General features: G+C 68.5%; 20 protein-coding genes. 16 read left to right on the top strand and 4 right to left on the bottom strand.

Translation table 11 applies throughout. From position 1 onward, the window contains the following. The first annotated feature begins 175 nt into the window (after positions 1 to 175). From KB874_RS22040 to KB874_RS22000, 9 genes are all read left to right on the top strand, one after another. On the top strand, positions 176 to 1,936 hold the full coding sequence (locus KB874_RS22040; protein ID WP_346346589.1) for a PHA/PHB synthase family protein: 1,761 nt from the start codon (positions 176 to 178) through the stop codon (positions 1,934 to 1,936). A 105-nt stretch (positions 1,937 to 2,041) separates the two neighbouring features. Beyond that, positions 2,042 to 4,606: a cation-translocating P-type ATPase gene (locus KB874_RS22035; protein ID WP_249200742.1), complete on the top strand. Its 2,565-nt coding sequence runs from the start codon at positions 2,042 to 2,044 to the stop codon at positions 4,604 to 4,606. 68 nt (positions 4,607 to 4,674) lie between these two features. Then, the gene (gene acsA, locus KB874_RS22030; protein ID WP_212538729.1) at positions 4,675 to 6,372 is read left to right on the top strand and encodes an acetate--CoA ligase; all 1,698 of its coding nucleotides are present in this window, start codon (positions 4,675 to 4,677) and stop codon (positions 6,370 to 6,372) included. Then, complete coding sequence (gene pdhA / locus KB874_RS22025) at positions 6,369 to 8,363, top strand: pyruvate dehydrogenase (acetyl-transferring) E1 component subunit alpha (protein ID WP_212538728.1); 1,995 nt, start codon at positions 6,369 to 6,371, stop codon at positions 8,361 to 8,363. The genes acsA and pdhA overlap by 4 nt, the downstream gene beginning before the upstream one ends. A 2-nt stretch (positions 8,364 to 8,365) precedes the next feature. Then, positions 8,366 to 9,646, top strand: coding sequence for a dihydrolipoamide acetyltransferase family protein (locus KB874_RS22020; protein ID WP_212538727.1), 1,281 nt, complete (start codon positions 8,366 to 8,368; stop codon positions 9,644 to 9,646). Next, a complete protein-coding gene (locus KB874_RS22015; protein ID WP_212538726.1) occupies positions 9,643 to 9,888 on the top strand; it encodes an acyl carrier protein in 246 nt (81 codons plus the stop codon). Before KB874_RS22020 ends, KB874_RS22015 begins: the two co-directional genes overlap by 4 nt. A gap of 128 nt (positions 9,889 to 10,016) precedes the next feature. Next, positions 10,017 to 10,724, top strand: a complete 708-nt coding sequence (locus tag KB874_RS22010) for an ABC transporter permease (protein WP_212538725.1) — start codon at positions 10,017 to 10,019, stop codon at positions 10,722 to 10,724. Next, complete coding sequence (locus tag KB874_RS22005) at positions 10,717 to 11,472, top strand: ATP-binding cassette domain-containing protein (RefSeq protein WP_212538724.1); 756 nt, start codon at positions 10,717 to 10,719, stop codon at positions 11,470 to 11,472. The genes KB874_RS22010 and KB874_RS22005 overlap by 8 nt, the downstream gene beginning before the upstream one ends. A 22-nt stretch (positions 11,473 to 11,494) precedes the next feature. Beyond that, positions 11,495 to 12,310, top strand: coding sequence for an ABC transporter substrate-binding protein (locus tag KB874_RS22000; RefSeq protein ID WP_428849256.1), 816 nt, complete (start codon positions 11,495 to 11,497; stop codon positions 12,308 to 12,310). A gap of 78 nt (positions 12,311 to 12,388) precedes the next feature. Here KB874_RS22000 and KB874_RS21995 read toward each other — a convergent pair whose 3' ends face one another. The 3 genes from KB874_RS21995 to KB874_RS21985 all read right to left on the bottom strand — a co-directional run bounded on the left by KB874_RS21995 (position 12,389) and on the right by KB874_RS21985 (position 15,451). Further along, a complete protein-coding gene (locus KB874_RS21995; protein ID WP_212538722.1) occupies positions 12,389 to 13,930 on the bottom strand; it encodes a tripartite tricarboxylate transporter permease in 1,542 nt (513 codons plus the stop codon). Positions 13,931 to 13,939: 9 nt separating this feature from the next. Continuing rightward, positions 13,940 to 14,371, bottom strand: a complete 432-nt coding sequence (locus KB874_RS21990) for a tripartite tricarboxylate transporter TctB family protein (protein WP_212538721.1) — start codon at positions 14,369 to 14,371, stop codon at positions 13,940 to 13,942. Between the two features lie 90 nt (positions 14,372 to 14,461). Then, entirely contained in the window at positions 14,462 to 15,451 is a 990-nt protein-coding gene (locus KB874_RS21985; RefSeq protein WP_212538720.1) for a Bug family tripartite tricarboxylate transporter substrate binding protein, read from the bottom strand. A 183-nt stretch (positions 15,452 to 15,634) separates the two neighbouring features. Between KB874_RS21985 and KB874_RS21980 the strand changes: the two genes are divergently transcribed. The 3 genes from KB874_RS21980 to KB874_RS21970 are packed head-to-tail and all read left to right on the top strand — an operon-like array spanning position 15,635 to position 18,730. Beyond that, entirely contained in the window at positions 15,635 to 16,306 is a 672-nt protein-coding gene (locus KB874_RS21980; protein WP_212538719.1) for a response regulator transcription factor, read from the top strand. After that, complete coding sequence (locus tag KB874_RS21975) at positions 16,299 to 17,690, top strand: sensor histidine kinase (protein WP_212538718.1); 1,392 nt, start codon at positions 16,299 to 16,301, stop codon at positions 17,688 to 17,690. The genes KB874_RS21980 and KB874_RS21975 overlap by 8 nt, the downstream gene beginning before the upstream one ends. After that, positions 17,687 to 18,730 carry an ABC transporter substrate-binding protein gene (locus KB874_RS21970; RefSeq protein WP_212538717.1) on the top strand — a complete coding sequence of 348 codons (1,044 nt, stop codon included), beginning with the start codon at positions 17,687 to 17,689 and terminating at the stop codon, positions 18,728 to 18,730. Before KB874_RS21975 ends, KB874_RS21970 begins: the two co-directional genes overlap by 4 nt. Here KB874_RS21970 and KB874_RS21965 read toward each other — a convergent pair whose 3' ends face one another. Beyond that, positions 18,731 to 19,504, bottom strand: coding sequence for a TIM barrel protein (locus KB874_RS21965; protein WP_212538716.1), 774 nt, complete (start codon positions 19,502 to 19,504; stop codon positions 18,731 to 18,733). A 200-nt stretch (positions 19,505 to 19,704) separates the two neighbouring features. Between KB874_RS21965 and mtnA the strand changes: the two genes are divergently transcribed. From mtnA to nagA, 4 genes are read left to right on the top strand one after another with little or no spacing between them, the layout of a single operon-like run. Further along, positions 19,705 to 20,808 carry an S-methyl-5-thioribose-1-phosphate isomerase gene (mtnA, locus tag KB874_RS21960; protein WP_212538715.1) on the top strand — a complete coding sequence of 368 codons (1,104 nt, stop codon included), beginning with the start codon at positions 19,705 to 19,707 and terminating at the stop codon, positions 20,806 to 20,808. Next, positions 20,805 to 21,464, top strand: a complete 660-nt coding sequence (locus KB874_RS21955; protein WP_212538714.1) for a class II aldolase/adducin family protein — start codon at positions 20,805 to 20,807, stop codon at positions 21,462 to 21,464. Before mtnA ends, KB874_RS21955 begins: the two co-directional genes overlap by 4 nt. Next, complete coding sequence (locus KB874_RS21950) at positions 21,457 to 22,317, top strand: glucosamine kinase nucleotide-binding domain-containing protein (RefSeq protein WP_212538713.1); 861 nt, start codon at positions 21,457 to 21,459, stop codon at positions 22,315 to 22,317. The genes KB874_RS21955 and KB874_RS21950 overlap by 8 nt, the downstream gene beginning before the upstream one ends. Further along, positions 22,318 to 23,478 (top strand): N-acetylglucosamine-6-phosphate deacetylase, encoded by a 1,161-nt coding sequence (gene nagA, locus KB874_RS21945; RefSeq protein ID WP_212538712.1) that lies wholly within the window; start codon positions 22,318 to 22,320, stop codon positions 23,476 to 23,478. Positions 23,479 to 23,803 lie beyond the last annotated feature (325 nt).

Raw genomic sequence — 23,803 nt, 5'->3', positions numbered from 1 at the left:
CCGCGCGACAGAAGGTCGCCGCGGCCGCCTCTGTCACGAAAGGCCTGCGATCCCCAGTTATGGTGTTGTCACCGACTGACCGGAAGGCGTGCAGACCATGACCAGGCCCCTGAAGACATCCGCTTCCGAAAGACCATTGGCCGAGCCGGCACCTCACGCCCTTCCGGTCCCGGCCGTGTCGTCCGACCTGCCGCCGCCCCCGGTCGAGCCGGACAGCGGCGAGCGGCGGTTTTCCACGCTCGACCGCACGGTGCGCGCCCTCGAGGCGCGGGTTTCCGGTGGCGCCTCTCCCCATGCGGTGTGGGCCGCGTGGGAGGATTGGGCACGCCACCTGTCGCGCGCGCCGGGCCGGCAACTGGACTTGGCCATGCGGGCGCAACAGAATTTCTCGAAGCTGGCCGCCCATGTGACGACCGGTGCGCCAGCCGGAACGCGCCCCTTTGCGCCCAAGGCCAATGACAGCCGGTTCGACGATGCGGGCTGGGAAAAGCCGCCCTTCGCGCTGTGGCAGCAGGGGTTCCTTGCCGCCGAGGACTGGTGGGATTACGCCACCGGCGAGATTCGCGGCATGCGCTCCAAGACCGCGCAACGGGTGAATTTCATGGCTGGTCAGATGCTGGACGTGCTGTCGCCCTCAAACTTTCCTGCGACCAATCCCGAGATCCTGCGCCGCACGGCAGAGACGGGCGGCCAGAACCTGGTCGAGGGCGCGCGCCACGCCTGGGCCGACGCAATGGACCGCTTGACCGGCGAGGGGGCGCTACCCGAGACCGAATTTGCCGTGGGTCGCGACATCGCCGCGACGCCGGGCGAGGTCGTCTGGCGCAACACGCTGTTCGAGCTGATCCAGTATGCGCCACAGACCGACAATGTGCAGGCCGAACCGGTGCTGATCGTGCCAGCCTGGATCATGAAATACTACATCCTCGATCTCAGCCCGCAGAATTCGCTGATCAACTATCTGGTGGGGCAGGGGTTCACCGTCTTTGCCATCTCGTGGCGCAACCCGGGGGCCGAGTGCCGCGACCTGTCGCTGGACGATTACCGCAAGCAGGGCGTCATGGCGGCGATCGACGCCGTGGGCCGGATCGTTCCGGGGCAGAAGATACATGCCTGCGGCTATTGCCTCGGCGGCACGATCCTGTCCATCGCCGCCGCCACCATGGCGCGCGACGGCGACGACCGTCTTGCCTCGCTGACGCTGCTGGCCGCGCAGGTCGATTTCGCCGAAGCCGGCGAACTGGGCCTGTTCGTCGACGAGGCGCAGGTCGCCTTCCTCGAGGACGCGATGTGGGACCAGGGATACCTGGACAAGCGGCAGATGGTGGGCGCCTTCCGTGCGCTGCGGTCGCACGACCTTGTCTGGTCCCATGCGGTGCGCCGTTATTTCCTGGGCGAGGACGACGCGCAGAGCGACATCGGCACCTGGAACGCCGACGCGACGCGGATGCCCGCGCGGATGCATTCGGAATACCTGCGCGGCCTGTTCCTAGAAAACCGCCTGTCGGCGGGCCGCTTTGCCGTCGAGGGGGCGGTCATCGCGCTGGGAGACATCACCGCGCCGATCTTTGCGCTGGGCACCGAAAAGGACCACATCGCGCCGTGGCGCTCGGTCTACAAGCTGGCGCTGTTCACCGACACGGAACTGACCTTTGCGCTGACCAGCGGCGGGCATAATGGCGGTGTGGTGAGCGAGCCGGGCCACCCGCACCGGCGCTACCGCATCGGCTGCCGCAAGCCGGGCGACCTGTATCAGCCGCCCGACCGCTGGGCGGCTGCGCATCCGCCGAAGGACGGCTCGTGGTGGCCGGACTGGCGCGACTGGCTGAACCGTCATGGCAGCGGGATCCGCGTCGCGCCGCCGTCGATGGGCGCCGCCAGCGAGGGTCTGCCGCCGCTGGGGCCAGCGCCCGGAACCTACGTCTTTCAGCGCTAGGCCTTGACGCAGGTCATGCCCCGCCGCCACCGCTTTCGATAGCTGTCGGAGGGGTGGGGCGCCGATCGCCTCCGACCGGCAAGGGACGCAATGGCAGAACCGCACATGATACAGGACCCGCAGGGGCTGACAGGCGCCGAGATCCATCGCCTGCGCGCCGAACATGGCTGGAACGAGCTGCCGAGGGGCAAGCGCGTCTCGGCCGCTGTCGTCCTGCTGCGGCAGTTCACCGGCGTTCTCGTGCTGATGCTGATCGTTGCCGGGCTGATCGCGCTGGCGCTGGGCGAGCGGGTCGATGCTCTGGCGATCGGAGCCGTCGTGGTGCTGAACGGCGTGCTGGGCTTTACCCAGGAATGGCGGGCCGAACAGGCGATGCGCGCGCTTCAGGCGATGCTGTCACCCCATGCGACGGTGATCCGCGACGGCCAGGAACGGGTGATCCCCGCGCGCGAATTGCTGCCCGGCGACCTGATCCTGCTGGCCGAGGGCGACCGGGTTCCGGCCGATGCCGAGACGCTGCGCGAGGTGGGTCTCCAGATCGACGAAAGCGTGCTGACGGGCGAATCCGTGCCGGTGTCCAAGATCACGGCGGAACCGCTGTTTTCGGGAACCACCGTCACCTCGGGCCATGCCGAGGCGCGCGTCACCGCCATCGGGACAGAGACAGAATTCGGCCGCGTGGCCCTGCTGACCGGCTCGGTCGAAGACACGCCCACCACGCTCCAGCGTGAACTGGGGATCCTCGCGCGTCAACTTGGCTGGGTGGCGATCGGGGTCGCGGTGCTGGTGGCGGCGATGGGCGTCTGGCGCGGGCTCGAAACGCTTCAGGTCTTCATGCTGGGCTTGTCGATGGCGGTCGCCATGGTGCCCGAGGGCCTGCCCGCCGTGGTGACGGTGACGCTGGCGCTGGGGGCAGCGGCGATGGCGCGGCAGAACGCGCTGGTGCGCAACCTCCAGGCCGTCGAGACGCTGGGCGCGGCCAGCGTGATCTGCACCGACAAGACCGGCACCCTGACCGAGAACCAGATGACCGTGCGCGAGATCTGGACCCGCGACGCGGCCTACGAGGTCACGGGCAGCGGTTATGACCCGGCGGGCCACGTCGCTCAGGGCGGCCACAAGCTGCGCTGGGGCGACGACCCGGTGCTGGACCGCGCCTGCCATGTCGGGCTGGTCTGCTCCCACGCCCGGTTGTCGCGCGAGGGCGAGACCTGGGTCGCCCATGGCGATCCGACCGAGGCCGCGCTGATCGTGCTGGCGCACAAGGCCTGGGCGCCGACCGACGCGCGCGCGCCGGTGATCGCGGAACTGCCCTTCACCAGTGACCGCAAGCGGATGAGCGTGCTGGAACTGGGCGAGGGCGGCGGCACGGTGCTGACCAAGGGCGCGCCAGAACTGGTCATCGGCATCTGCGACCGGGTGTTGACCGCCCATGGCCCGGCGCCGCTGACCGACGAGGGCGCCGATGCCGCCCGCGAGGCCGCCCACCGCATGGCCGAGCGCGGCTTTCGCGTGATCGCCCTGGCCAGCCGCGAGGCCTCGGGCGAGATGATCGAGGAAAGCCGCATGGTCCTCGTGGGGCTTGTCGGCATGATCGATCCGCCCCGGATGGAGGTCGCGGGTGCCATCCGCGCGGCGCGCGGCGCGGGCATCCGCACGCTGATCATCACCGGCGACCACCCCGCCACCGCGCGCAATGTCGCCGACCAGTTGGGCATCGGTGCCAAGCGGATCGTCACCGGGGCCGAACTGGCCAAGATGGACGACGCGGCGCTGGCCGAGACCCTGTCGCAGCCGGTGGGCTTCGCCCGCGTCTCTCCGGCGGACAAGCTGCGCATCGTCGGCGCGCTCCAGGCGCTGGGCGAGACGGTGGCGATGACCGGCGACGGGGTGAACGACGCCCCCGCCCTGCGCAAGGCCGATATCGGCGTCGCAATGGCGATCCGCGGCACCGAGGTCGCCAAGGACGCCGCCGACCTGATCCTGCTGGACGACAATTACGCCACCATCGTCGGCGCCATCCGCGAGGGGAGGCGGCAGTTCGACAACACGCGCAAGTTCGTCCGCTACCTGTTGTCCTCTAACGCGGGCGAGGTGGTGGCGCTGATCGTCAACACGATCATGCTGGCGCCGCTGATCTTCCTGCCAACGCAGATCCTGTGGATGAACCTCATTACAGACGGGGTCACGGCGGTCGCGCTGGGGCTGGAGCCTTCGGAAAAGGCGCAGATGCGCGACCCGCCCCGCGCCTCGACCGACCGGGTGCTGTCGCTGGGCAGCGTGACGGTGATCATGGCCTTTGGCCTTTATACCGGGGCCGCGGCTGTCCTGCTGTTCGAGATGCTGCGCCCGCTGGGCGTGGATGTCGCCCGCACCGCGGCCTTCACCGGCATGGTCGTGTTCGAAAAGGTCAGCGTCTTTGCCTTTCGTTCGCTCAGGACGCCGAACTGGCGGCTGGGGCTGTCGGGCAACCCGGTGCTGCTGCTGGCCTTCGCTGCGATGATCTCGCTCCAGGTCGCGGCGGTCTACTGGGCGCCGCTCCAGACGCTGTTGCAGACCGTGCCGCTGGGCTGGAATGAATGGGGCATGATCGCCGCGCTATCGCTGCCGCTGCTGATCGTGCCCGAGATCCTCAAGTCGCTGGGCCTGTTCCGGGGCCGCGCCGCCTGACGCCGCCTTGATCTGCGTCATTCCGGTGTCGCCCTGCTTGCCGCAGGCTGTCTGGCGGGAGGACGGCCATGACAGAGGATACCGGAACGAAGCCCGCGTCGGATGACGGCTGGGGCGAGGCCCGCGCCATGCTGGACGGCTGGAAGGGTGGACTGAACATCTGCCACGAGGCGCTGGACAGGCATGTCATCGCGGGCCATGGCGAGCAGGTGGCGCTGCGCTGGCTGGGCAAGGAGGGCGAGCGACGCGACCTGACCTATGCCGATATGGCGAGTATGGCCGCGCGCTTTGCCAACGTGCTGGCGGCGCATGGGCTGGACAAGGGAGACAGCCTGTTCGCGATGGCAGGCCGCGTGCCGGAACTGTACGCCGGTGCGCTGGGAACTCTGAAGGCCGGCATGGTCTTTACCCCGCTGTTTTCCGCCTTCGGTCCCGACCCGATCCGCATGCGGATGGAGATTGGCGGCGCAAACGCCTTGCTGACCACCGAAAGCATCTATCGCCGCAAGATCGCGCCGTGGCGGGACGAGATAAAGACGCTGAAACTGGTGCTGATCCTCGGCGACGAGGCGCCCGATGGCTGCGTCGCGCTGGGCCCCGCCATGGCGGCGGCCTCGCCAGTATTCGAGACCGTGGCGACCGCACCCGAGGACCCGGCACTGATCCATTTCACCTCCGGCACGACCGGGCGGCCCAAGGGCGCGGTGCATGTGCACCAGGCGGTGCTGTATCACGCCTTTTCCGGGCGTCACGCGCTCGACCTGACGCCGGGCACGCGGTATTGGTGCACCGCCGATCCGGGCTGGGTCACGGGCACCTCCTACGGGATCATAGCACCGCTGGTGAACCGGGTGACGATGCTGGTGGACGAGGCCGAGTTCGACCTCGACCGCTGGTATTCCATCGTCCAGAACGAAAAGGTTCAGGTCTGGTATTCCGCGCCCACCGCGATCCGAATGATGATGCGCGCCGGGCGCGAGGCGGCGGCGTCATACGATTTCTCCGGCCTGCGGTTCCTCGCCTCGGTGGGTGAGCCGCTGAACCCCGAGGCGGTCGTCTGGTCGGAACAGGTCTTTGGCCAGCCCTTCCACGACAACTGGTGGCAGACGGAAACCGGCGGCATCATGATCGCCAACCGCCCGGGAATGGAGGTGCGTCCCGGCTCGATGGGCAAGCCCTTGCCGGGAATCGAGGCCGGGATCGTCGAGCGCGAGGACGGGACGCTGCGCGAACTGGGCACTGGCGAAGTGGGCGAACTGGCCCTGCGCCCGGGCTGGCCGTCGATGATGCGGGCCTACCTGCATGAACAGGCGCGCTACGACAAATGCTTTGTCGATGGCTGGTATCTGTCGGGCGACCTCGCGATGCGGGACAAGGACGGGTATTTCTGGTTCGTTGGCCGGGCCGACGACCTGATCAAGACATCCGGCCACCTGATCGGCCCGTTCGAGGTGGAATCCGCCCTCATCGAACACCAGGCCGTGGCCGAGGCGGGCGTGATCGGCATCCCCGACGAGACCGCGGGCGAGGTGGTCAAGGCCTATGTCACGCTGAACCCGGGCTTCACCCCGTCCGAGGACCTGGAACGCGAAATCCGCGGCCATGCGCGCAAGAAACTCGGCCCCGCCGTGGCGCCGCGCGAGGTCGTCTTCCGCAACACCCTGCCCAAGACACGGTCCGGCAAGATCATGCGCCGCCTGCTGAAGGCGCGCGAACTGGGCCTGCCCGAGGGCGACATTTCCACGCTGGAGACGGACGAGACATGACCAGTTCCGACAAGATACGCCTCGACCGCGCCCATGTGCTGGACCTGCTGGGCCACATGATCCGCATCCGCCGCTTCGAGGACAAATGCGCCGAGATGTATACGCAGGAAAAGATCCGCGGCTTTCTGCATCTCTACGACGGCGAAGAGGCCATTGCCGCCGGCGTCATCCCGCTGCTGACCGAAAAGGACCGGATCGTGGCGACCTACCGCGAACACGGCCACGCGCTGGTGCGCGGCGTGCCGATGACGGGCGTCATGGCCGAGATGTATGGCAAGCGGTCGGGCTGTTCCGGCGGACGGGGCGGGTCGATGCACCTGTTCGACGCGGAACGGAACTTCTACGGCGGCAACGCCATCGTGGGCGGCGGGTTGCCACTGGCCGGCGGGCTGGCGCTGGCCGACCGGATGATGGGGACGGGCGGCGTGACCGCCTGTTTCTTCGGCGAGGGCGCGGTGGCCGAGGGTGAGTTCCACGAGACGATGAATCTTGCCGAGCTTTGGGACCTGCCGGTGCTTTTCGTCTGCGAGAACAACGGCTACGCGATGGGAACGGCGCTCGCACGGTCGGAATCGCAGACCGACATCCACGCCAAGGCGGCCGCCTATGGTGTCGAGTCTCAGGTCGTGGACGGCATGAACGTGGTCGAGGTCGAACGCGCCGCGCGCCGCGCGCTGGCGTCGATGCGCGAAACCGGGCGCCCGGTGCTGTTGGAATGCCGCACCTACCGGTTCCGCGCGCATTCCATGTTCGACGCCCAGTTGTATCGTGACAAGGCAGAGATCGAGGAGTGGCGCTCCAAGGGGCCGATCGTGCGCTTTCAGGGCTGGCTGCTGGAAAACGGCCTGATCCACGACAGCGACGTGGCCGACCTGACGGCGAAGATCGACGCCGAGATCGCCGAGGCCGTGGCCTTTGCCGAGGCCGCCGAGTGGGAGTCGGTCGAAGACCTGACGACACATGTCCTCGGGCCGCAGCCCGAACCACCCGCGCCCACGCAGCCCTCTGGCGAGACGGTCGAGATCACCTATCGCGAGGCGGTGAAGCAGGGCATCCGCGACGCCATGTTGCGCGACGAGCGCGTCTTCATGATGGGCGAGGATGTCGGCGCCTATGGTGGCTGCTACGCGGTGTCCAAGGGGCTGATGGCCGAATTCGGCGAGGATCGCATCCGCGACACGCCGCTGTCCGAGAGCGGCTTCACCGGCGCGGGGATCGGCGCGGCGGCGGCGGGGATGCGACCCATCGTCGAGTTGATGACGGTGAACTTCAGCCTTCTGGCGCTCGACCAGATCATGAACACCGCCGCCACGATCCGCCACATGTCTGGCGGTCAGTTCGGCGTGCCGGTGGTCATCCGCATGGCGACCGGGGCGGGCAAGCAGCTGGCGGCGCAGCATTCGCATTCGCTGGAAGGCTGGTATGGCCATATCCCCGGCCTCAAGGTGCTGGCCCCCGCCACGGTCGAGGATGCGCGCGGCATGCTGTGGACCGCGTTGCAGGATCCCGACCCGGTGCTGATCTTCGAGAACGTGATGCTGTATAACCGGACGGGGATGCTGGATACCGCTGCCGGGGCGGTGGACATCACCCGCGCGGCGGTGCGTCGCGCGGGCAAGGATCTCAGCCTCATCACCTATGGCGGATCGCTCTGGAAGACGCTCGAGGCGGCCGAGGAACTGGCCAAGGATGGCATCGAGGCCGAGGTGATCGATCTGCGCAGCCTGCGGCCGCTGGACGACGAAACCATCATGGCCTCGGTGGCCAAGACGCGCCGCGCGGTGATCGTGGACGAGGGGTGGAAGACCGGCTCGATCTCGGCCGAGATCGCGGCGCGGATCATGGAACAGGCCTTCTGGTCGCTCGACGGGCCGGTGGGCCGGGTCTGTTCGGCCGAGGTGCCGATCCCCTATCCGAAACACCTCGAGGACGCCTCGATCCCGCAGGTGCCCGCCATCGTCGCGGCGGCCCGCGGACAGATGGGGCGCTGAGGATGGCGGTCTTCAAGATGCCCTCTCTCGGCGCCGACATGGAGGCGGGCCGGCTGGTGGAATGGATGATCGCGCCTGGCGACACGGTCCATCGCGGCGACGTTGTGGCGGCGGTCGAGACGCAGAAGGGCGCAATCGAGATCGAGGTGTTCCAGGACGGCACGGTGCAGGAATTGCTGGCCGATCTGGGGCAGGAATTGCCGGTGGGCGCGCCGCTGGCGGTGATCCTCGGCGAAGGAGAGGCACCGTCCGAAGCGGTTCCGACGCCGAAGCCCGCGCCGGGCGCGGCACCGAAACCTGAACAGACCACACTGACGCCGGAGCCCGAGGCCGCGAAGCAACCGGTAGGGCAACCTGTGCCGCCGCCCACGCCGCCCGCGGCACCGGAACCTACGCCGACGGTGCCCGAGGCCGCAAGGAAGCCGGCGGCGCAACCCGTGCCGCCCGTCGCCCCCGCGACGCCGGGCGCCCTGCGCATCTCGCCCGCCGCCCGCGCGCTGGCGGCAGAGCGGGGCGTCGATCTGGCATCCCTGAAAGGCAGCGGGCCGGGCGGGGCGATCCTTTATGCTGACGTGGAGCATGCTGCGAAACCGGCGACGCAAAAGACATCCTCGCCCTTGGCCGAGATGCGCAAGGCCATCGCCGCCGCCATGACGCGGTCGAAACAGACGATCCCGCATTTCTACCTGTCCGAGACCATCGACGTGGACCCGGCCATTGCCTTTCTCGAGGCGCGCAACGCGGATCTGCCCCCGGCCGAGCGCGTGCTCTTGGGTGCGCTGTTCATCCGGGCGACGGTGCTGGCGGCGCAGCAGGTTCCGGCGATCAACGGGCATTACACCGACGAGGCGGGGTTCAAACCGTCCGACATGGTGAATCCCGGCATTGCCATTGCCCTGCGTGGCGGCGGGCTGGTCGCCCCGGCGCTGCGCGATGCGAGCGGGATGACGCTGGACGAAACCATGGCGGGCATGCGCGATCTTGTCACCCGCGCCCGTGCGGGGCGGCTGCGCGCCTCGGAGATGACGCAAGGCACGATCACCATCTCCAGCCTCGGCGAGACCGGAGCCGAGTCGATGACGGGCGTCATCTTTCCCCCGCAGGTCGCCATCGTGGGCATCGGCGCGCCGCACCTGCGGCCCTGGGTGGTCGAGGGCGCGGTCGTGCCGCGCCACGTGGTGACACTGACCCTGTCCGCCGATCACCGCGTCAGCGACGGCCGTGTCGCCGCGAAATTCATCGCGGCATTCGAGGAACTCATGCAGAAACCGGAGGCCCTATGACCGATTATCGCGCGATCTACCTCGAGGAACTGGTGCGTGTCGCACCCGATATCGACCCGGAAACCGTGGGTGAAAACGACCACCTCCAGGACGATCTGGAATTGGATTCGATGGATGTGCTGAACCTCGTCACGGCGCTGCACGAAAGGCTGGGAGTCGACATCCCGGAACGCGATTACCCGCGCATCGCGACGCTGGCGCAGGCGGTGGTCTACCTGGCCGAGAAGTCGGCCTCGGGCTGACGACGCCGTACGTCCTTCCCCGATCCTGATGGGTTTGTCGCGCAAGATGTTCATTTTGCGCCTTGATCATCCTGTGTCTGGCTGCATTACTGTCCGTGCTACGGGAATTTTGCAGAGATCGGGAAATTTTGCAGAACATCGCAGAAGCCTTCTCGCTGGCCTTCGCGCTGGTTCTGTCGGGCGACGCCGACCTGTTCGAGATCGTCGCCCTGTCGCTTCAGGTCAGCCTGACGGCGACCCTGCTGTCCTGTCTGATCGGCTTGCCGCTGGGCGCGCTGGTGGCCATTGCCCGTTTCCCGGGGCGGGGCGCGGTGCTGGTCGTGATGAACGCGCTGATGGGCCTGCCGCCGGTCGTCGTGGGTCTGCTGGTCTACCTGCACCTCTCGCGCTCGGGGCCGCTGGGCTTTCTCGGGCTGCTCTATACGCCAACGGCGATGATCATTGCGCAGACGATCCTGATCGCGCCCATCGTCGCGGCGCTGTCGCGGCAGGTGCTGGAGGATCTGCACGGCGAATATGCCGAGCAGTTCCGGTCCTTCTGCCTGACGCGCCGACAGATCGTGCGCGCGCTGCTGTGGGACGGCCGCTATTCGCTGCTGACAGTGGGTCTGGCGGGCTTTGGCCGGGCGGTGGCCGAGGTCGGCGCGGTGATGATCGTGGGCGGCAACATCGACCATCTGACGCGGGTCATGACCACCGCCATCGCGCTGGAAACCTCGCGCGGCGAACTGGCGTTGGCTTTGGCCCTGGGGATCGTCCTGCTGGTGATCGCGCTGGGCGTGAACGCCGGCGTGCAGGCGCTGCGCATGAGTGCTGTGAGGCAGGCCTATGTCTGAGGCGCGCCCCCTGCCGGCATCCCTGGCAACCGCACGGGCTGTCGCCGTGCCGATCCTGCCGCTGCGGTTGCGCGGCGTGGGGCTGCGGCTGGGCGGGGCGGTCATCCTGGACGGGGTGGACCTGGATCTTGGCGCCGGCGGCTGCACGATGGTCATGGGGCCCAATGGCGCGGGCAAGAGCCAGCTGCTGAAGCTGCTGCACGGGCTGACCGCGCCCAGCGCCGGCACGATCGACTGGAACGGCCACGCGCCGCAGGCGGTGCGGGCGCGGCAGGCGCTGGTGTTCCAGAAACCGGTTCTGCTGCGGCGGTCGGTGGCCGCGAACGTCGATTTCGTGCTGCGCGCGCGGGGGTTGGACCGCAGCCGCGTCTCGGCCCTGCTGGATCACGTGGGTCTTGCGCACAAGGCCGCGCAACCCGCCCGGCACCTGTCGGGCGGCGAGGCGCAACGGCTGGCCCTGGCTCGTGCGCTGGCCACCGATCCCGAAATCCTGTTCCTCGACGAGCCGACCGCCAGCCTCGACCCCGCTTCGGTACAGGCGATCGAGCGGATCGTGGCGCGGGCGCGCGAGGGGGGCACACGGGTGATCTTCGTCACCCATGACATCGGGCAGGCGCGGCGCCTGGCCGATGACGTGGTGTTCCTGCATCGCGGGCGCGTGGCCGAGCATGGCCCCGCGCGTGACTTCTTCCGCCAGCCCCGGACAGAGGCGGCGCGGCGGTTCCTCGACGGCCAGTTGGTCGTCTGACAATGACAATGGGAGATCAATGATGAAACACACCCTGTCCGGCCTCGCGCTGGCGCTGGGCCTTGCGGGCGGTGCCTGGGCGCAGGATCAATCGATCCTGGTGCAATCGACCACATCGACCGCCAATTCCGGCCTTTACGACTACCTGCTGCCGATCTTCACCGCCGAGACCGGTATCACCGTGAACGTGGTGGCGGTCGGAACCGGGCAGGCGATCAAGAATGCCGAGAATTGCGACGGAGACGTGCTGCTGGTCCATGCCAAGCCCGCCGAGGAAAAGTTCGTGGCGGCGGGGTTCGGCACGATCCGGACCGACCTGATGTACAACGATTTCGTCGTCGTCGGCCCGGCGGCCGATCCGGCGGGTGTCGCCGGCATGACCGATGTCGAGGCCGCGCTCGACAAGATCGCCAAGTCCGGCGCGCCCTTTGCGTCGCGCGGGGACGATTCCGGCACGCACAAGAAAGAGGTCTCGCTGTGGAACGCCGCCGGCATCGACCCCAAGACCGGGTCGGGCGACTGGTATCGCGAAACGGGTTCGGGCATGGGCGCCACGCTGAACGCCGGCATCGGCATGGGGGCCTATGTGCTGACCGACCGCGCCACCTGGATCAGCTTTGGCAACAAGCAGGATTACACCGTGCAGGTGCAGGGCGATGAGGACCTGTTCAACCAGTATGGCGTGATCCCGGTGAACCCGGCGAAATGCCCCAGCGTAAAGGCCGAGGCGGCGCAGACCTTTGCCGACTGGCTGGTGTCCGGGGCGGGGCAGGCGGCCATCGCGGGCTTTGCCATCGACGGCCAGCAACTGTTCTTCCCGAACGCGCCGAAGATGTAAGGCGCAACGCCTAGCACGCAGGGGCCACCCGCAGCGCGCGCCGCGGGTGGCCCTTTTCCGTTTCGGCGTGGTCGCGTGTCAGTCGCTGATGGAACCTTCCTCGTCGCGCCGCTCGTGCATCTGCGCCTTGACCCGGCGGCCGAACACCAGCGGCAGGATGAAGCCGATGATGGCCACCGCCCACAACGTCAGCGACAGCGGGCTGTCGATCAGCGTGCCCCAGTTGCCGTTGTCGATGGTAATGGCGCGGCGCAGGTTGTTCTCCATCGAGTTGCCCAGCAGCGTGCCCAGGATGATCGGCACCAGCGGCACATCCATCTTGCGCAGGCCCCAGCCCATGATCCCGAAGCCGATCATCACCATCAGGTCGAAACTCGACCCCGAGATGCCGTAGATCCCGACAAAGCTGACCATCGCCACGATGGGCATCAGGATTCGCGGCGGGATCAGCAGCAGGCGCGTGAACAATCCCACCATCGGGATGTTCATCGCCAGCAGCATGAAGTTGGCGATGAACAGCGCCGCGATAAGGCCCCAGACCACGTCCGGATTCTGCGTGAACAGCAGCGGCCCCGGCGTGATGTTCAGCGCCAGAAGCACCGCCAGAAGGACCGCTGTGGTGCCTGAACCCGGCACGCCCAGCGCCAGCATCGGCACCAGCGCGCCACCGGCGGCGGCGTTGTTGCCCGCCTCGGGCGCGGCCACGCCGCGCGGGTCGCCCTTGCCGAAGGTCTTGCCCTCCTTGTCGACCAGCCGCTTTTCCATCGAGTAGGAGATGAACGATCCCAGCGATGCGCCCGCGCCGGGCAGCACGCCCGCGAGGAAGCCGAGGAACGAGGTGCGCAGCATCGTCGGCATACACTGTTTCACCATCGACATCGGCGGATACAGGCGGCCGATCTCCATCTTGCGGCCTTGTGCGTCCGACCCGCCGTGGCGGGTCTCCAGGAAGATGAACACCTCGGACAGCGCGAAGAGACCGACGATGGCCACGAGGAAATCCAGCCCGTCATACAGGTGCACCTCACCGAAGGTGAAGCGCGGCACGCCGGTCTGGCTGTCGACGCCGACCATGGCGAGGCCCAGGCCCAGCGCCGCTGCAAAGGCCGATTTTGCCTGGTTGGTCGAGGACACGCCGCCCAGCGTCATGAAGGCCAGCGCGAAGAGTGCGAAATACTCGGCCGGGCCGAACAGCAGCGCGATCTTGACCAGTTGCGGCGCCAGCAGGATCAGTCCCCAGGTCGCCAGGAAGGCGCCAATAAAAGACGCAATGCCCGAAAGGCTCAGCGCCTCGCCGGCAAGGCCCTTCTGCGCCATGGGATGGCCGTCGAGACAGGTCATCATGGCCGGTTCGTCGCCGGGGATGTTCAGCAGGATCGAACTGATGCGCCCGCCATACATCGCGCCATAATAGACGCTGGTCAGCAGGATCAGCGAGGGGGTGGCCCCCAGGCCCAGGGTAAAGGCCAGCGGGATCAGGATCGCCACGCCGTTCGACGGGCCGAGGCCGGGCAGGGCGCCCATCACCGTGCCCAGGAAGCAGCCCAGCAGCGCGAGGCCGAGGTTCTGCCAGGTCAGCGCGATGGCAAAGCCGTCGGCGAGATTTGCAAAGGTTTCCATGTCAGCCCCTCAGAAGCCCCAGGGGCCGCGGGCCAGCGACAGGCCCAGAACCAGGTGAAAGATGGCGTAGATGCCGACCGAGGTGCCGATGCCGGTCAGCACCGCCTCGAGCGGTTTCGAACCCAGCCGCCAGGCCAGGTATCCGGCGGCGACCGCGGTGGCCGCGACGAATCCCGCCTCTGGCAGGAACTGGGCGTAGAGGATCATCACCACGGCGGCGGCGGCGAGTTCGGCCAGACGCGCGAGGGCAGGCCAGTGCGGCTCGGGATCGGGGCGTAGCGCGATCACGGCCGAGGACAGGCCCAGCACGGCGGCGATGATCAGCGGAAAGGCCTTTGGGCCGACGGCATCGGAGAGAAAGCTTTCCTCGATGGCCAGCGCGGACAGCGCGAACCCGATGGCGAGGAGGATGCCGAAAAGCCCGAAGATGCGATCGCTCACGGCGGATCTCCTTCTTTGGGTCTTTGAGGGGGGAGGGGGCGGAAACCGGGCGCCGCGCGTTGGCGGCACCCGGCCCGGCGCGGGATGCGCTTACTTGATGATGCCGATCTCTTTCGAGATCGACTCGATCTGAGCGACCGAGTCGGCCACGAACTGCTGGAACGCCTCGCCTTGCAGGTCCAGCGGTGCCAGGCCGTTGGCCTCCATCACGGCTTTCCACTCATCCGACGCATACAGCGCGCCGATCTTTTCGACCCAGGCTGCATAGGCCTCGTCCGACATGCCGCCCGGCGCGTAGAAGCCGCGCCAGTTGGCGCCGATCGCGTCCACGCCCTGTTCGCGGGCGGTGGGCATCTCGGCGAACTCGCCGCCCAGGCGCTCGGGCGCCAGAACCGCGATCACCTTGATGTCGCCGCTGTCGACAAAGCCCTTGGCCTCGGAAATGTCGCCGGTGAAGGCCTGGACCGAGCCGGCCAGCAGCTGTGTCACAGCCTCGCCGCCGCCGTCGAAGGCGATGTATTTCACCGAGCGCACGTCATCAATGCCATAGGCATTGGCGGCGATCAGCACCTTGAGATGGTCCCAGCCGCCCACTGCGGAGCCGCCGGCGATCGAGATGCTGGTCGGGTCGGCCTTGATCTGGTCCAGCAGCGCGGGCAGCGTGTCAATGGCGCTGTCCTTGGACACGGCGATCACGCCGTAATCGGCGCCGACAGAGGCCAGCCAGCGAACCTGGCCCATCGTGTTGCCCGGATAGGCGCCTTGCGCGAGGCGAGTCGCGGTGGCGGAACTGGCGGCCACGACTAGGTCGTTGCTGTCGTTACGCTTGTTCACCACCTCGGCATAGGCGACACCACCGCCGCCACCGGCGAGGTTCACGACCTGCATGGTCTTTTCGATCAGCCCGAGGTCCTGGAGCGACTTGCCCACCTGCCGGCAGGTAAAGTCCCAGCCGCCGCCGGGATTGGCCGGGGCGATGCATTCGGGGTTTTCCGGGGTAAAGCCCTGCGCGCTGGCGGTCAGCGCCGAAACGCCCAGGATGGCGGCGACAAGCGCGCCGCGGGTTGCGGTGAGAATCATGGTCTTCCTCCTTATTGTCTTGCGGGCAGCCAGACCGCTGACCCGTGACCTTTTCCCCGCATGTTCGGCCGCGCTGGCGGCCCTCCTCCTTGCGGGTTAGGCTGGAGGCATACAGACCCAAGCTGTCATGAACCTGTCAGGCACAGGACAGGACGGGCGGGGCGGGCCGGCGCGGGGGGAGAGATGCGCGTTCTGATGGTCGAGGACGCGGCCGATCTGGCCGAAACCGTCGCCGCGCGGCTGGCGCGGGCGGGAATCGTCTGCGACCTGGCGGGCAGCCTTCAGGCGGCGCAGGATTTCCGCGCGGTGCAGAAATACGATGCGCTGGTTCTCGACATCAATCTGCCGGACGGCTCGGGGCGCAGCCTGCTGCGCGACATGCGCGCCGCGGGCGACCGGACGCCGGTGCTGATGCTGACGGCGCTGATCTCGGTCGAGGACCGGGTGGGCGCGCTGGATCTCGGCGCCGACGACTACCTGGTGAAACCGTTCGATCAGCGCGAACTGGAGGCGCGTTTGCGCGCGCTGGTGCGGCGCGAGGCGGCGCAGAAGGGCGACCGGATCGTTCTGGGGCCGCTGGCCTTCTCGCCCGCCGAGCGCAGCGCGACGCTGGACGACCGCCGGCTGGACCTGACCCCGCGCGAGGCGGCGCTGCTGGAACTGCTGCTGCGCCATGAAGGGCAGTACCTGAACAAGACGCGGCTTTACGATTCGCTCTATGGCTTCGACGACGCGGATGTGGGGGTGAACGCGATCGAGCTCTATGTCGCCCGCCTGCGGAAGAAGCTGGCGGACAGCCCGGTCTCGATCACCACGCAGCGCGGCGTTGGATACCGGATCGCGCTGGATGGCTGAGCGCGCCGCTCCCCGCCCGCACAGCATGGCCGGCCGGGTGCTGTCGGCGGTGCTGCTGATCCTGCTGCTGGGCGGGGTGCTGGTGTCGGTCTCGACCTGGATGAACGGGCGGCAGGCGGCGCGGCAGGCCTATGACCGCATCCTGCTGGGCGCAGCCAGCGACATCGCCGAGTCGATCCGCATCCAGAACGGCGAGCCCTTTGTCGATCTGCCAGTGTCTGCCTTCGAACTGCTGTCGCAGGCCCCCGACGACCGGGTGCATTATGCCGTGCGCGGGCCGGGCGGGCGTTTCGTCACCGGGCTGGATGCGACGCCGATCGCGCCACCCGACCCGCGCCCGGCGCATTTCGACGGCGCCTTGCAAGGCGAACCCGCGCGGTTCGTGCAGGTCACTCGCCGCTTTGCCGAGCGCGAGTTCTCGGGTGACGTGACGGTGGTGGTGGGCCAGACCCTTCGCGCGCGCCGGGCGATGGCGCTGGGGCTGATGCTGGACGCGCTGGTGCCTATGGCGCTTGCCGGGGTGGCGCTGGTGGTCATGGCATGGCTGGCGATCCGGTCGGCCGTGCGGCCGCTGGGTGCGCTGGCCGAGGACCTGTCGCGCCGCGACCCCCGCGACCTGACGCCGATGGCGACCGGCGGCCTGCCACGCGAACTGGCGCTTGTGCAGTTGGCGATGAACCGGTTCATGCAGCGGCTCGACCGGCAGATGAGCGCGACGCGGACGCTGATTTCCGACAGCGCGCACCAGTTGCGCACGCCGGTCGCGGCAATCCGCGCGCAGGCCGAGACGATCCTCGAGGAACCCGACCCGCAGGCGCGCGACCGGGCGCTGGGCCGCCTGCTGGGGCGCACCCGGTCGTTGGGGGCGCTGCTGGACCAGCTTCTGTCGCGGGCGCTGGTGATCCACCGCACCGACAGCGCGCCGCGCGTGGCCTTCGACCTGCGCGAGACCGCGCTGGATCTGGTCGAGCGGCGCGACCACGACCTGATCGCGCCGGGGGCCGAGGTGCGGCTGGACCTGGGCGAGGCGCCGGTGATCGTGCATGCCGATGCCTTTTCCGTGGGCGAGGCGGCACGCAACCTGATGGTCAACGCGCTGAAGCACGGCCTGCCTCCCGTGGTGATCGGCGTTTCCCGGCAAGGCGACTCTGCCGTGCTGTGGGTACAGGATACCGGGCCCGGCCCTGATCCGGCGATGGCAGAGCGCCTCGGCCAGCGGTTCGAGCGCAGCGCCACCTCGGGCGAGGATGGCAGCGGGCTGGGGCTGTCGATCGTGCACGCGGTCGCCGCCGCTTTTGGCGGACGGGTCGAGATGACGCGCGAGGCAGAGGGTTTCCGCGCCGCGCTGGTCCTGCCCTCCGATCCTATGGAGGACAGGGAATGAGGGCGATGGCTCTGCGCCTTGCACTGGCCCTGATCGCACTGTTGCCCGGAGCCGCCCCCGCGCAGGAGGCGGTGGCGAGTTTCGGCGCGGGGGCCACGCGGATGGTTCTGCGCTCGACCACGGATATCGCCATCATCGCGCCGGTGATCGAGCGCTTCGTGGAGCGCAACCCGGACCTGTCGGTATCCTATGAGCAATGGGGTTCGAACGACCTGTTCGACGACAGCCGCGCCGCCTGCGACGGGCGGCGCGCGCCTGCGGACGCGGTGTTTTCCTCGGCCGCGCACCAGATGGTCTGGCTGGTCAACGCCGCCTGCGCGCAATCCCATGTCTCGGCCGCGACCGGGGCGCTGCCGCCGACGCGGCGCTGGCGCGACGAATTGTGGGGCATCACCGAGGAACCGGCAGCCATCGTCTACAACACCGCCGCCTTTGCCGGTCAGGACGTGCCGCATGACAGGTTTGCCCTGCTCGACCTGATGCGGGCCGATCCCGACCTTCTGCGCGGACGCATCGCCACCTATGACATCGCGGCCTCTGGGCTGGGCTATCTTTTTGCCCATGCCGACAGTCTCGAGGCGACGACCTTTGGCGCGATGCTGGAAGCCTTCGCACGGGTGGGCGCGGTCGCCACCTGCTGTTCGGCCGAGATCATCGAGGGCGTGGCCGAGGGTCGCTTCCTGATCGCCTACAACGTGCTTGGCTCATACGTGGCGAACCGCCAGTCGCAGGCGGTGGGGATCATCCTGCCCGAGGATTACACGCTGGTCCTGTCGCGCAGTTACATGATCCCGCGCGGCGCGGCCCATCCCGAGGCCGCGCGCCGCCTGCTGGATTTCCTGTTGTCGGACGAGGCGCAGCGCATTCTCGAGCGGATCGGCCTGCTGCTGCCGCGCGACGGTGCCGAAACCGGGCTGTTGCCCAGTGCGCCGCGGGCCATCGCCCTGGCGCCGCCGCTGCTGGTGGCGCTGGACGGCCATGCCCGCCGCCGCCTGTTCGGCCTGTGGGAGGATGCGTTCCGACCGGCCCAACTGCCCTAGCTACAGGGTAAAGGCCGCGCGGAACGCCTCGAGCGCGGCCTCGGGCGTGTCGCGGGCATAGGCCTCCAGTCCGACCGGGCCATCATAGCCCATGTCGGCCAGCGCACGGGCAATCACCGGCCAGTTCATCTCTCCGGTGCCCGGCTCGAACCGGCCCGGGTTGTCGGCGACCTGGATCTCGCCGATCCAGGGCAGGCAGGCCTCGGCCCAGCGGATCACGTCGCCCTCGCCGATCTGCGTGTGATAGAGGTCGAGGTTGATGCGCAGCTGCGGGCGGTCGACGGCGGCAACCAGCGACAGCACGTCGGCGGTCGAGTTGAACGGGCAGCCCGGGTGTTCGCGCAGGTTGAGGTTTTCCAGCGTGAAGGTCACGCCCTCTTCCTCGGCCATGTCGCAGATGCGGTGCAGCGTGTCGCGCGCCCGCAGCCACATGCCGGGCGCCACATGCGCCGACTGCTGGATCGGCAGGCCCATGTCGCCCAGCCCGGTGCCATGCAGGTTCAGCCGGTGCACGCTCAATCGCTTGCCCACCTGGGCTGTCTCCCGGGCCGATGCCAGCAGTAGGTCGGCGCCCTCGGTATCGGCCAGCCGGCCGTGCAGGTAGCCGTTCATGATGGTGAAGGTCGCGCCGGTCCTCTCCAGCGCCTCAAGGTCCCAGGCGGGCCAGTTCCACAGGCCCACGCCGAACCCCATCTCGTGCAGGCGGGCGGCGCGCCAGGCGATGGGTCTGTCTTGCCAGAGCATCTCGGCGCAGGCGGCAAGCTGAAAGGCCATCGGGTGTCTCCTGTCCCCTGGGTGTCTGCCCCATGTCTAGCCGGTGCCCGGCGCCACGGGAACCGGGCGGGGTGCGATTCGCAGCATTTCCCGTCAGCTGGGGCGGGTGTTGCTGAGGGTTTCCTTGCACCGTTCGGTGCCCTGCTTGCGGCAGTTCGGGGTGCGTGCCATGGTCCTTTCAACCGCAAGGGAGGCACGCCATGAAGATCGAGGGCCAGCACTACCGGTCGCTGTGGTGGAACGCGGGCGAAGCCGTGCTGGAGATCATCGACCAGCGCTGGTTGCCGCATGACTTGCGCATCCAGCCCGTGCGCACGCTGGCGGATTTCTCCGATGCCATCGTCGAGATGCGGGTGCGGGGCGCGCCGCTGATCGGGGCGACGGCGGCCTATGGCATGGCGCGGGCGATGGCCGATGATCCCTCGGACGCCAGCATGGATACCGCCCGGGATGTCCTGAACCGCACCCGGCCCACGGCGATCAACCTGCGCTGGGCGCTGGATCGCTGCCGCACCGCCCTGCGCCCTTTGCCAGAGGCGAACCGGGCGGCGGCGTCGCTGGCGCTGGCCCATGCCATCGCCGACGAGGATGTCGAGATCAACCGCAGGATCGGCGAACACGGCCTGACCCTGATCCGCGAGATCGCCGCGCGGAAGCCGGCCGGAGAGCCCGTGCGCCTGCTGACCCACTGCAACGCCGGCTGGATCGCCACGGTCGACTGGGGCACCGCAACAAGTCCGATGTACCAGGCGCATGATGAGGGCATCCCGCTGCATGTCTGGGTGGACGAGACGCGCCCGCGCAATCAGGGCGCGCTGACAGCCTGGGAACTTGGCAGCCACGGCGTGCCGCACACCTACATCACCGACAATGCTGGCGGGCACCTGATGCAGCATGGCCTCGTCGACATGGTCATCACCGGCACCGACCGCACCACGCGGCGCGGCGATGTCTGCAACAAGATCGGCACTTACCTGAAAGCATTGGCCGCGCGCGACAACGGCGTGCCCTTCTACGTGGCGCTGCCCTCTCCGACCATCGACTGGACGGTCGAGAACGGCGTGGATGAGATCCCGATCGAGGAGCGCTCTGCCCGCGAGACGACCCATATCCAGGGGCGGGGCGAGGGCGGCGGCATCGCCACCGTGCAGGTCACGCCCGATGGGACGCCGGGCGGTAACCCCGCCTTTGACGTGACGCCCAATCGCCTTGTCACCGGCCTTATTACCGAGCGCGGCATCTGCCCCGCCACACCTGAGGGGCTGGCGGCGCTGTTTCCCGAGATGGCACGGGAGGTGGGATGACGGTGCCAAATGACACGGCCGCCCTGCGCCAGTCGATCATCGACGCCTGCCTGTGGCTCAACGCGCGGGGCATCAACCAGGGCACGGCGGGCAATGTGTCTGTCCGGGTGCCCGACGGCATGCTGATCACGCCATCGGGCATCCCCTATGAGACGATGACGCCGGACATGATCGTGTTCATGCCGCTGGACCGCGACCCGCCTATCGGGTTGCGCCCGTCGAGCGAATGGCGCTTTCACCAGCGGCTGCTGGCGGCGCGACCCGACATGATGGCGGTTGTCCACGCGCATCCACCGTATTGCAGTGTCTTGGCGGTTCAGCGGCGGGCGATTCCGGCGGTGCATTACATGATCGCGGCCTTTGGCGGGCATGATGTTCCGCTGGTGCCCTATTCCCTGTTCGGCGGCGAGGAACTGGCGACCAACGTCGCGGCGGCGATGGCCGAGCGGCATGGCTGCCTGATGGCGAACCACGGCGCGACCGTTCTTGGCGAGAGCCTGGACCGTGCGCTGTGGCGGATGGAGGAACTCGAGACGCTGGCGCGCACCTACCTGTTCAGTGCCATCGGCGGCGCCCCGCACCTCTTGAACCGCGCCCAGATCGACGAGGCGCTGGTGGCCTTTGCCAGCTACGGGCCAAGGCGCAACGATGGTTGACGCGGTGCTGGCCGTCGATGGCGGGGGCACGCGCTGCCGCCTTGCGCTGGAGCGCGGGGCCGGGAGGATCGCGGTGACGCTGGGTCCGGCCAATGTGTTTTCCGATTTCGACGCTGCGCTGGCCGTGCTGAACGACGGTCTTGCGCGGCTGTCGACGCAGGCGGGTCTGCCGCTGGCGGCGCTGTCTGACATGCCCGCCTATCTCGGCCTCGCCGGGGTGATCGATGCGCGCATCGCCGACCGGGTGCGTGGCGCGCTGCCCCTTCGGCGCGCGGTGGTCGAGGATGACCGTCGCTCCACCGTCCGGGGGGCGCTGGGCGCGGCCGACGGCGCGCTGGCCGCGCTAGGCACTGGTTCTTTCTTGGCACGGCAGGCGGATGGGCGGATCCGGCTGTGCGGTGGCTGGGGGGCGCGGCTTGGGGACGAGGCGTCGGGCTACTGGATCGCACGCCGGGCTCTGTCGCGGACACTGGATGCGGTGGATGGGCTGGCCGAACAGACCGACCTGGCCGGCGGATTGCTGGCGCGATGCGGCGGCGCGACCGGGATCGTTGCCTTTGCTGCGCGGTCGCCGACGGCCGAGATGGCAGCCCTGGCGCCACTGGTCATCGAGGCGGCGGGGCAGGGGGATGCGCTGGCCTGTTCCGTGCTGGAGGAGGGTGCCGCGCATGTTGCCCGCACGTTGCGCGCGCTCGGGTGGCGGGATGGAGAAATGCTTTGCCTGACGGGCGGCGTGGCCCCGGCCTATCCCCCCTTCCTGCCGGCCGAGATGACGGCGGCGCTGACGCCGCCAAAAGGCAGCGCGCTGGACGGGGCGCTGGCCTTGGCGCGGGATCTGGCGGGGGAGGGATAGATGGGTGTGACGGTGTTCCGTGGCGGACGCATCTTTGACGGTGAGGCGCTGCACGAGGGATGGTCGCTGTGCCTGACCGATGGTGCCGTCACCGCGCTGGGTCCGGAAGGCCAGACGCCAAAGGGCGCGCAGGTCGTGGACCTGCAAGGCGATATCCTGTCGCCGGGTTATGTCGACCTCCAGGTCAATGGCGGCGGTGGCGTCCAGTTCAATGACGTTCCGACCGTCGCGGGGCTGACGCGGATCGCGGCGGCGCACCGGGCGCTCGGCAGCGCGGCGATCCTGCCCACGCTGATTACCGACCGGCCCGAGGTGACGGCTTCGGCCATCGCCGCCTGCATCGCCGCGGTCGGGCAGGGCGTTCCAGGGATCGCCGGGCTGCACCTCGAAGGGCCGCATCTGTCGCTGGCGCGCAAGGGGGCGCATGACCCGTCCCTGATCCGCCGGATGGAGGCAGCTGACCACGCGCAGCTTTGCGAGGCCGCGCGGCGCCTGCCCGTGCTGATGGTGACGCTCGCGCCCGAAAGCGTGACCCTCGAACAGGTGGCATCCCTGGCGGCGGCAGGGGTGATCGTCATGCTGGGGCACAGCGACACCGACCATGAGACAGCCATGGCCTATGCGGCGGCAGGCGCGCGCGGCGTGACCCACATCTTCAACGCCATGAGCCAGTTGGGCAGCCGTGCGCCGGGACTGGTCGGCGCGGCGCTCGATTGCGGGGGGCTGTCCGCCGGGCTGATCGCCGACGGCATCCATGTCCACCCGGCGGCGATCCGGGTCGCGCTTGCGGCCAAGCGGGGGGCGGGGCGAATCTTCCTCGTCACCGATGCGATGGCCCCCGCGGGAACGCAGGATGACGGGTTCACCCTGAACGGACGCACAGTGTTCCGGCAGGGAGGCGCGTTGCGGCTGGCCGACGGTACGCTGGCCGGGGCCGACCTCGACATGACCCGGGCGCTGGACGTGATGACACAAGACGTGGGGCTGGGCGTGGCCGAGGCGCTGGCCATGGCCACGGCGGTCCCGGCGCGCTTCGCCGGGCTGGGCCCGGATCTCGGCGGGATCGTGGTCGGCGCGCGCCCCTATCTGATCTGGCTCTCGACCGCACAGGATGGTCCGGCCCTGATCTCCGTCCTGACTCGGCAGACAGGCAGCACCTGATTCCGGGGCTAAAGTCCGAGGTTGAGAGGGCACAGAGGGCCGATTCAGCGGCGCAAATCACCCGATGATGGGCGATTTGGGGGCCAAACACCGGGTTGAGTCGCCGCCCTGGCCGTGTCCGACCCGGCAGGCGGCGGCCAAACGCCAAAAATATGGGCAAATAAACCAATGAAAATCAGTGATTTGCAAGATTTTTTGCGCCTCCCTGTAAAAAGCACTTGCGGGTGTTTGGAGTGAACCGTAAATAGCCCCTCACCGGCGGCGCTGAGGCGCACGACGGGGCGCCAGCGGGGCGGCGACGGACGGATCGGAAGATTGGTTGGTT

Source organism: Thetidibacter halocola, from assembly GCF_018224955.1.
GTDB lineage: Bacteria > Pseudomonadota > Alphaproteobacteria > Rhodobacterales > Rhodobacteraceae > Thetidibacter > Thetidibacter halocola.
The sequence above is the reverse complement of the archived record's forward strand: the minus strand, read 5'-3'. Positions and strand labels throughout refer to the sequence as shown.

Coding starts and splice junctions, on each gene's coding strand:
- KB874_RS21980 (WP_212538719.1), top strand. CDS start 15,635: ATGCGCGTTCTGATGGTCGAGGACGCGGCCGATCTGGCCGAAACCGTC.
- nagA (WP_212538712.1), top strand. CDS start 22,318: ATGGGTGTGACGGTGTTCCGTGGCGGACGCATCTTTGACGGTGAGGCG.
- KB874_RS22005 (WP_212538724.1), top strand. CDS start 10,717: ATGTCTGAGGCGCGCCCCCTGCCGGCATCCCTGGCAACCGCACGGGCT.
- KB874_RS22035 (WP_249200742.1), top strand. CDS start 2,042: ATGATACAGGACCCGCAGGGGCTGACAGGCGCCGAGATCCATCGCCTG.
- KB874_RS21995 (WP_212538722.1), bottom strand. CDS start 13,930: ATGGAAACCTTTGCAAATCTCGCCGACGGCTTTGCCATCGCGCTGACC.
- KB874_RS22015 (WP_212538726.1), top strand. CDS start 9,643: ATGACCGATTATCGCGCGATCTACCTCGAGGAACTGGTGCGTGTCGCA.
- KB874_RS21950 (WP_212538713.1), top strand. CDS start 21,457: ATGGTTGACGCGGTGCTGGCCGTCGATGGCGGGGGCACGCGCTGCCGC.
- KB874_RS22020 (WP_212538727.1), top strand. CDS start 8,366: ATGGCGGTCTTCAAGATGCCCTCTCTCGGCGCCGACATGGAGGCGGGC.
- KB874_RS21965 (WP_212538716.1), bottom strand. CDS start 19,504: ATGGCCTTTCAGCTTGCCGCCTGCGCCGAGATGCTCTGGCAAGACAGA.
- acsA (WP_212538729.1), top strand. CDS start 4,675: ATGACAGAGGATACCGGAACGAAGCCCGCGTCGGATGACGGCTGGGGC.
- KB874_RS21970 (WP_212538717.1), top strand. CDS start 17,687: ATGAGGGCGATGGCTCTGCGCCTTGCACTGGCCCTGATCGCACTGTTG.
- mtnA (WP_212538715.1), top strand. CDS start 19,705: ATGAAGATCGAGGGCCAGCACTACCGGTCGCTGTGGTGGAACGCGGGC.
- KB874_RS22000 (WP_428849256.1), top strand. CDS start 11,495: ATGAAACACACCCTGTCCGGCCTCGCGCTGGCGCTGGGCCTTGCGGGC.
- KB874_RS21955 (WP_212538714.1), top strand. CDS start 20,805: ATGACGGTGCCAAATGACACGGCCGCCCTGCGCCAGTCGATCATCGAC.
- pdhA (WP_212538728.1), top strand. CDS start 6,369: ATGACCAGTTCCGACAAGATACGCCTCGACCGCGCCCATGTGCTGGAC.
- KB874_RS21985 (WP_212538720.1), bottom strand. CDS start 15,451: ATGATTCTCACCGCAACCCGCGGCGCGCTTGTCGCCGCCATCCTGGGC.
- KB874_RS21975 (WP_212538718.1), top strand. CDS start 16,299: ATGGCTGAGCGCGCCGCTCCCCGCCCGCACAGCATGGCCGGCCGGGTG.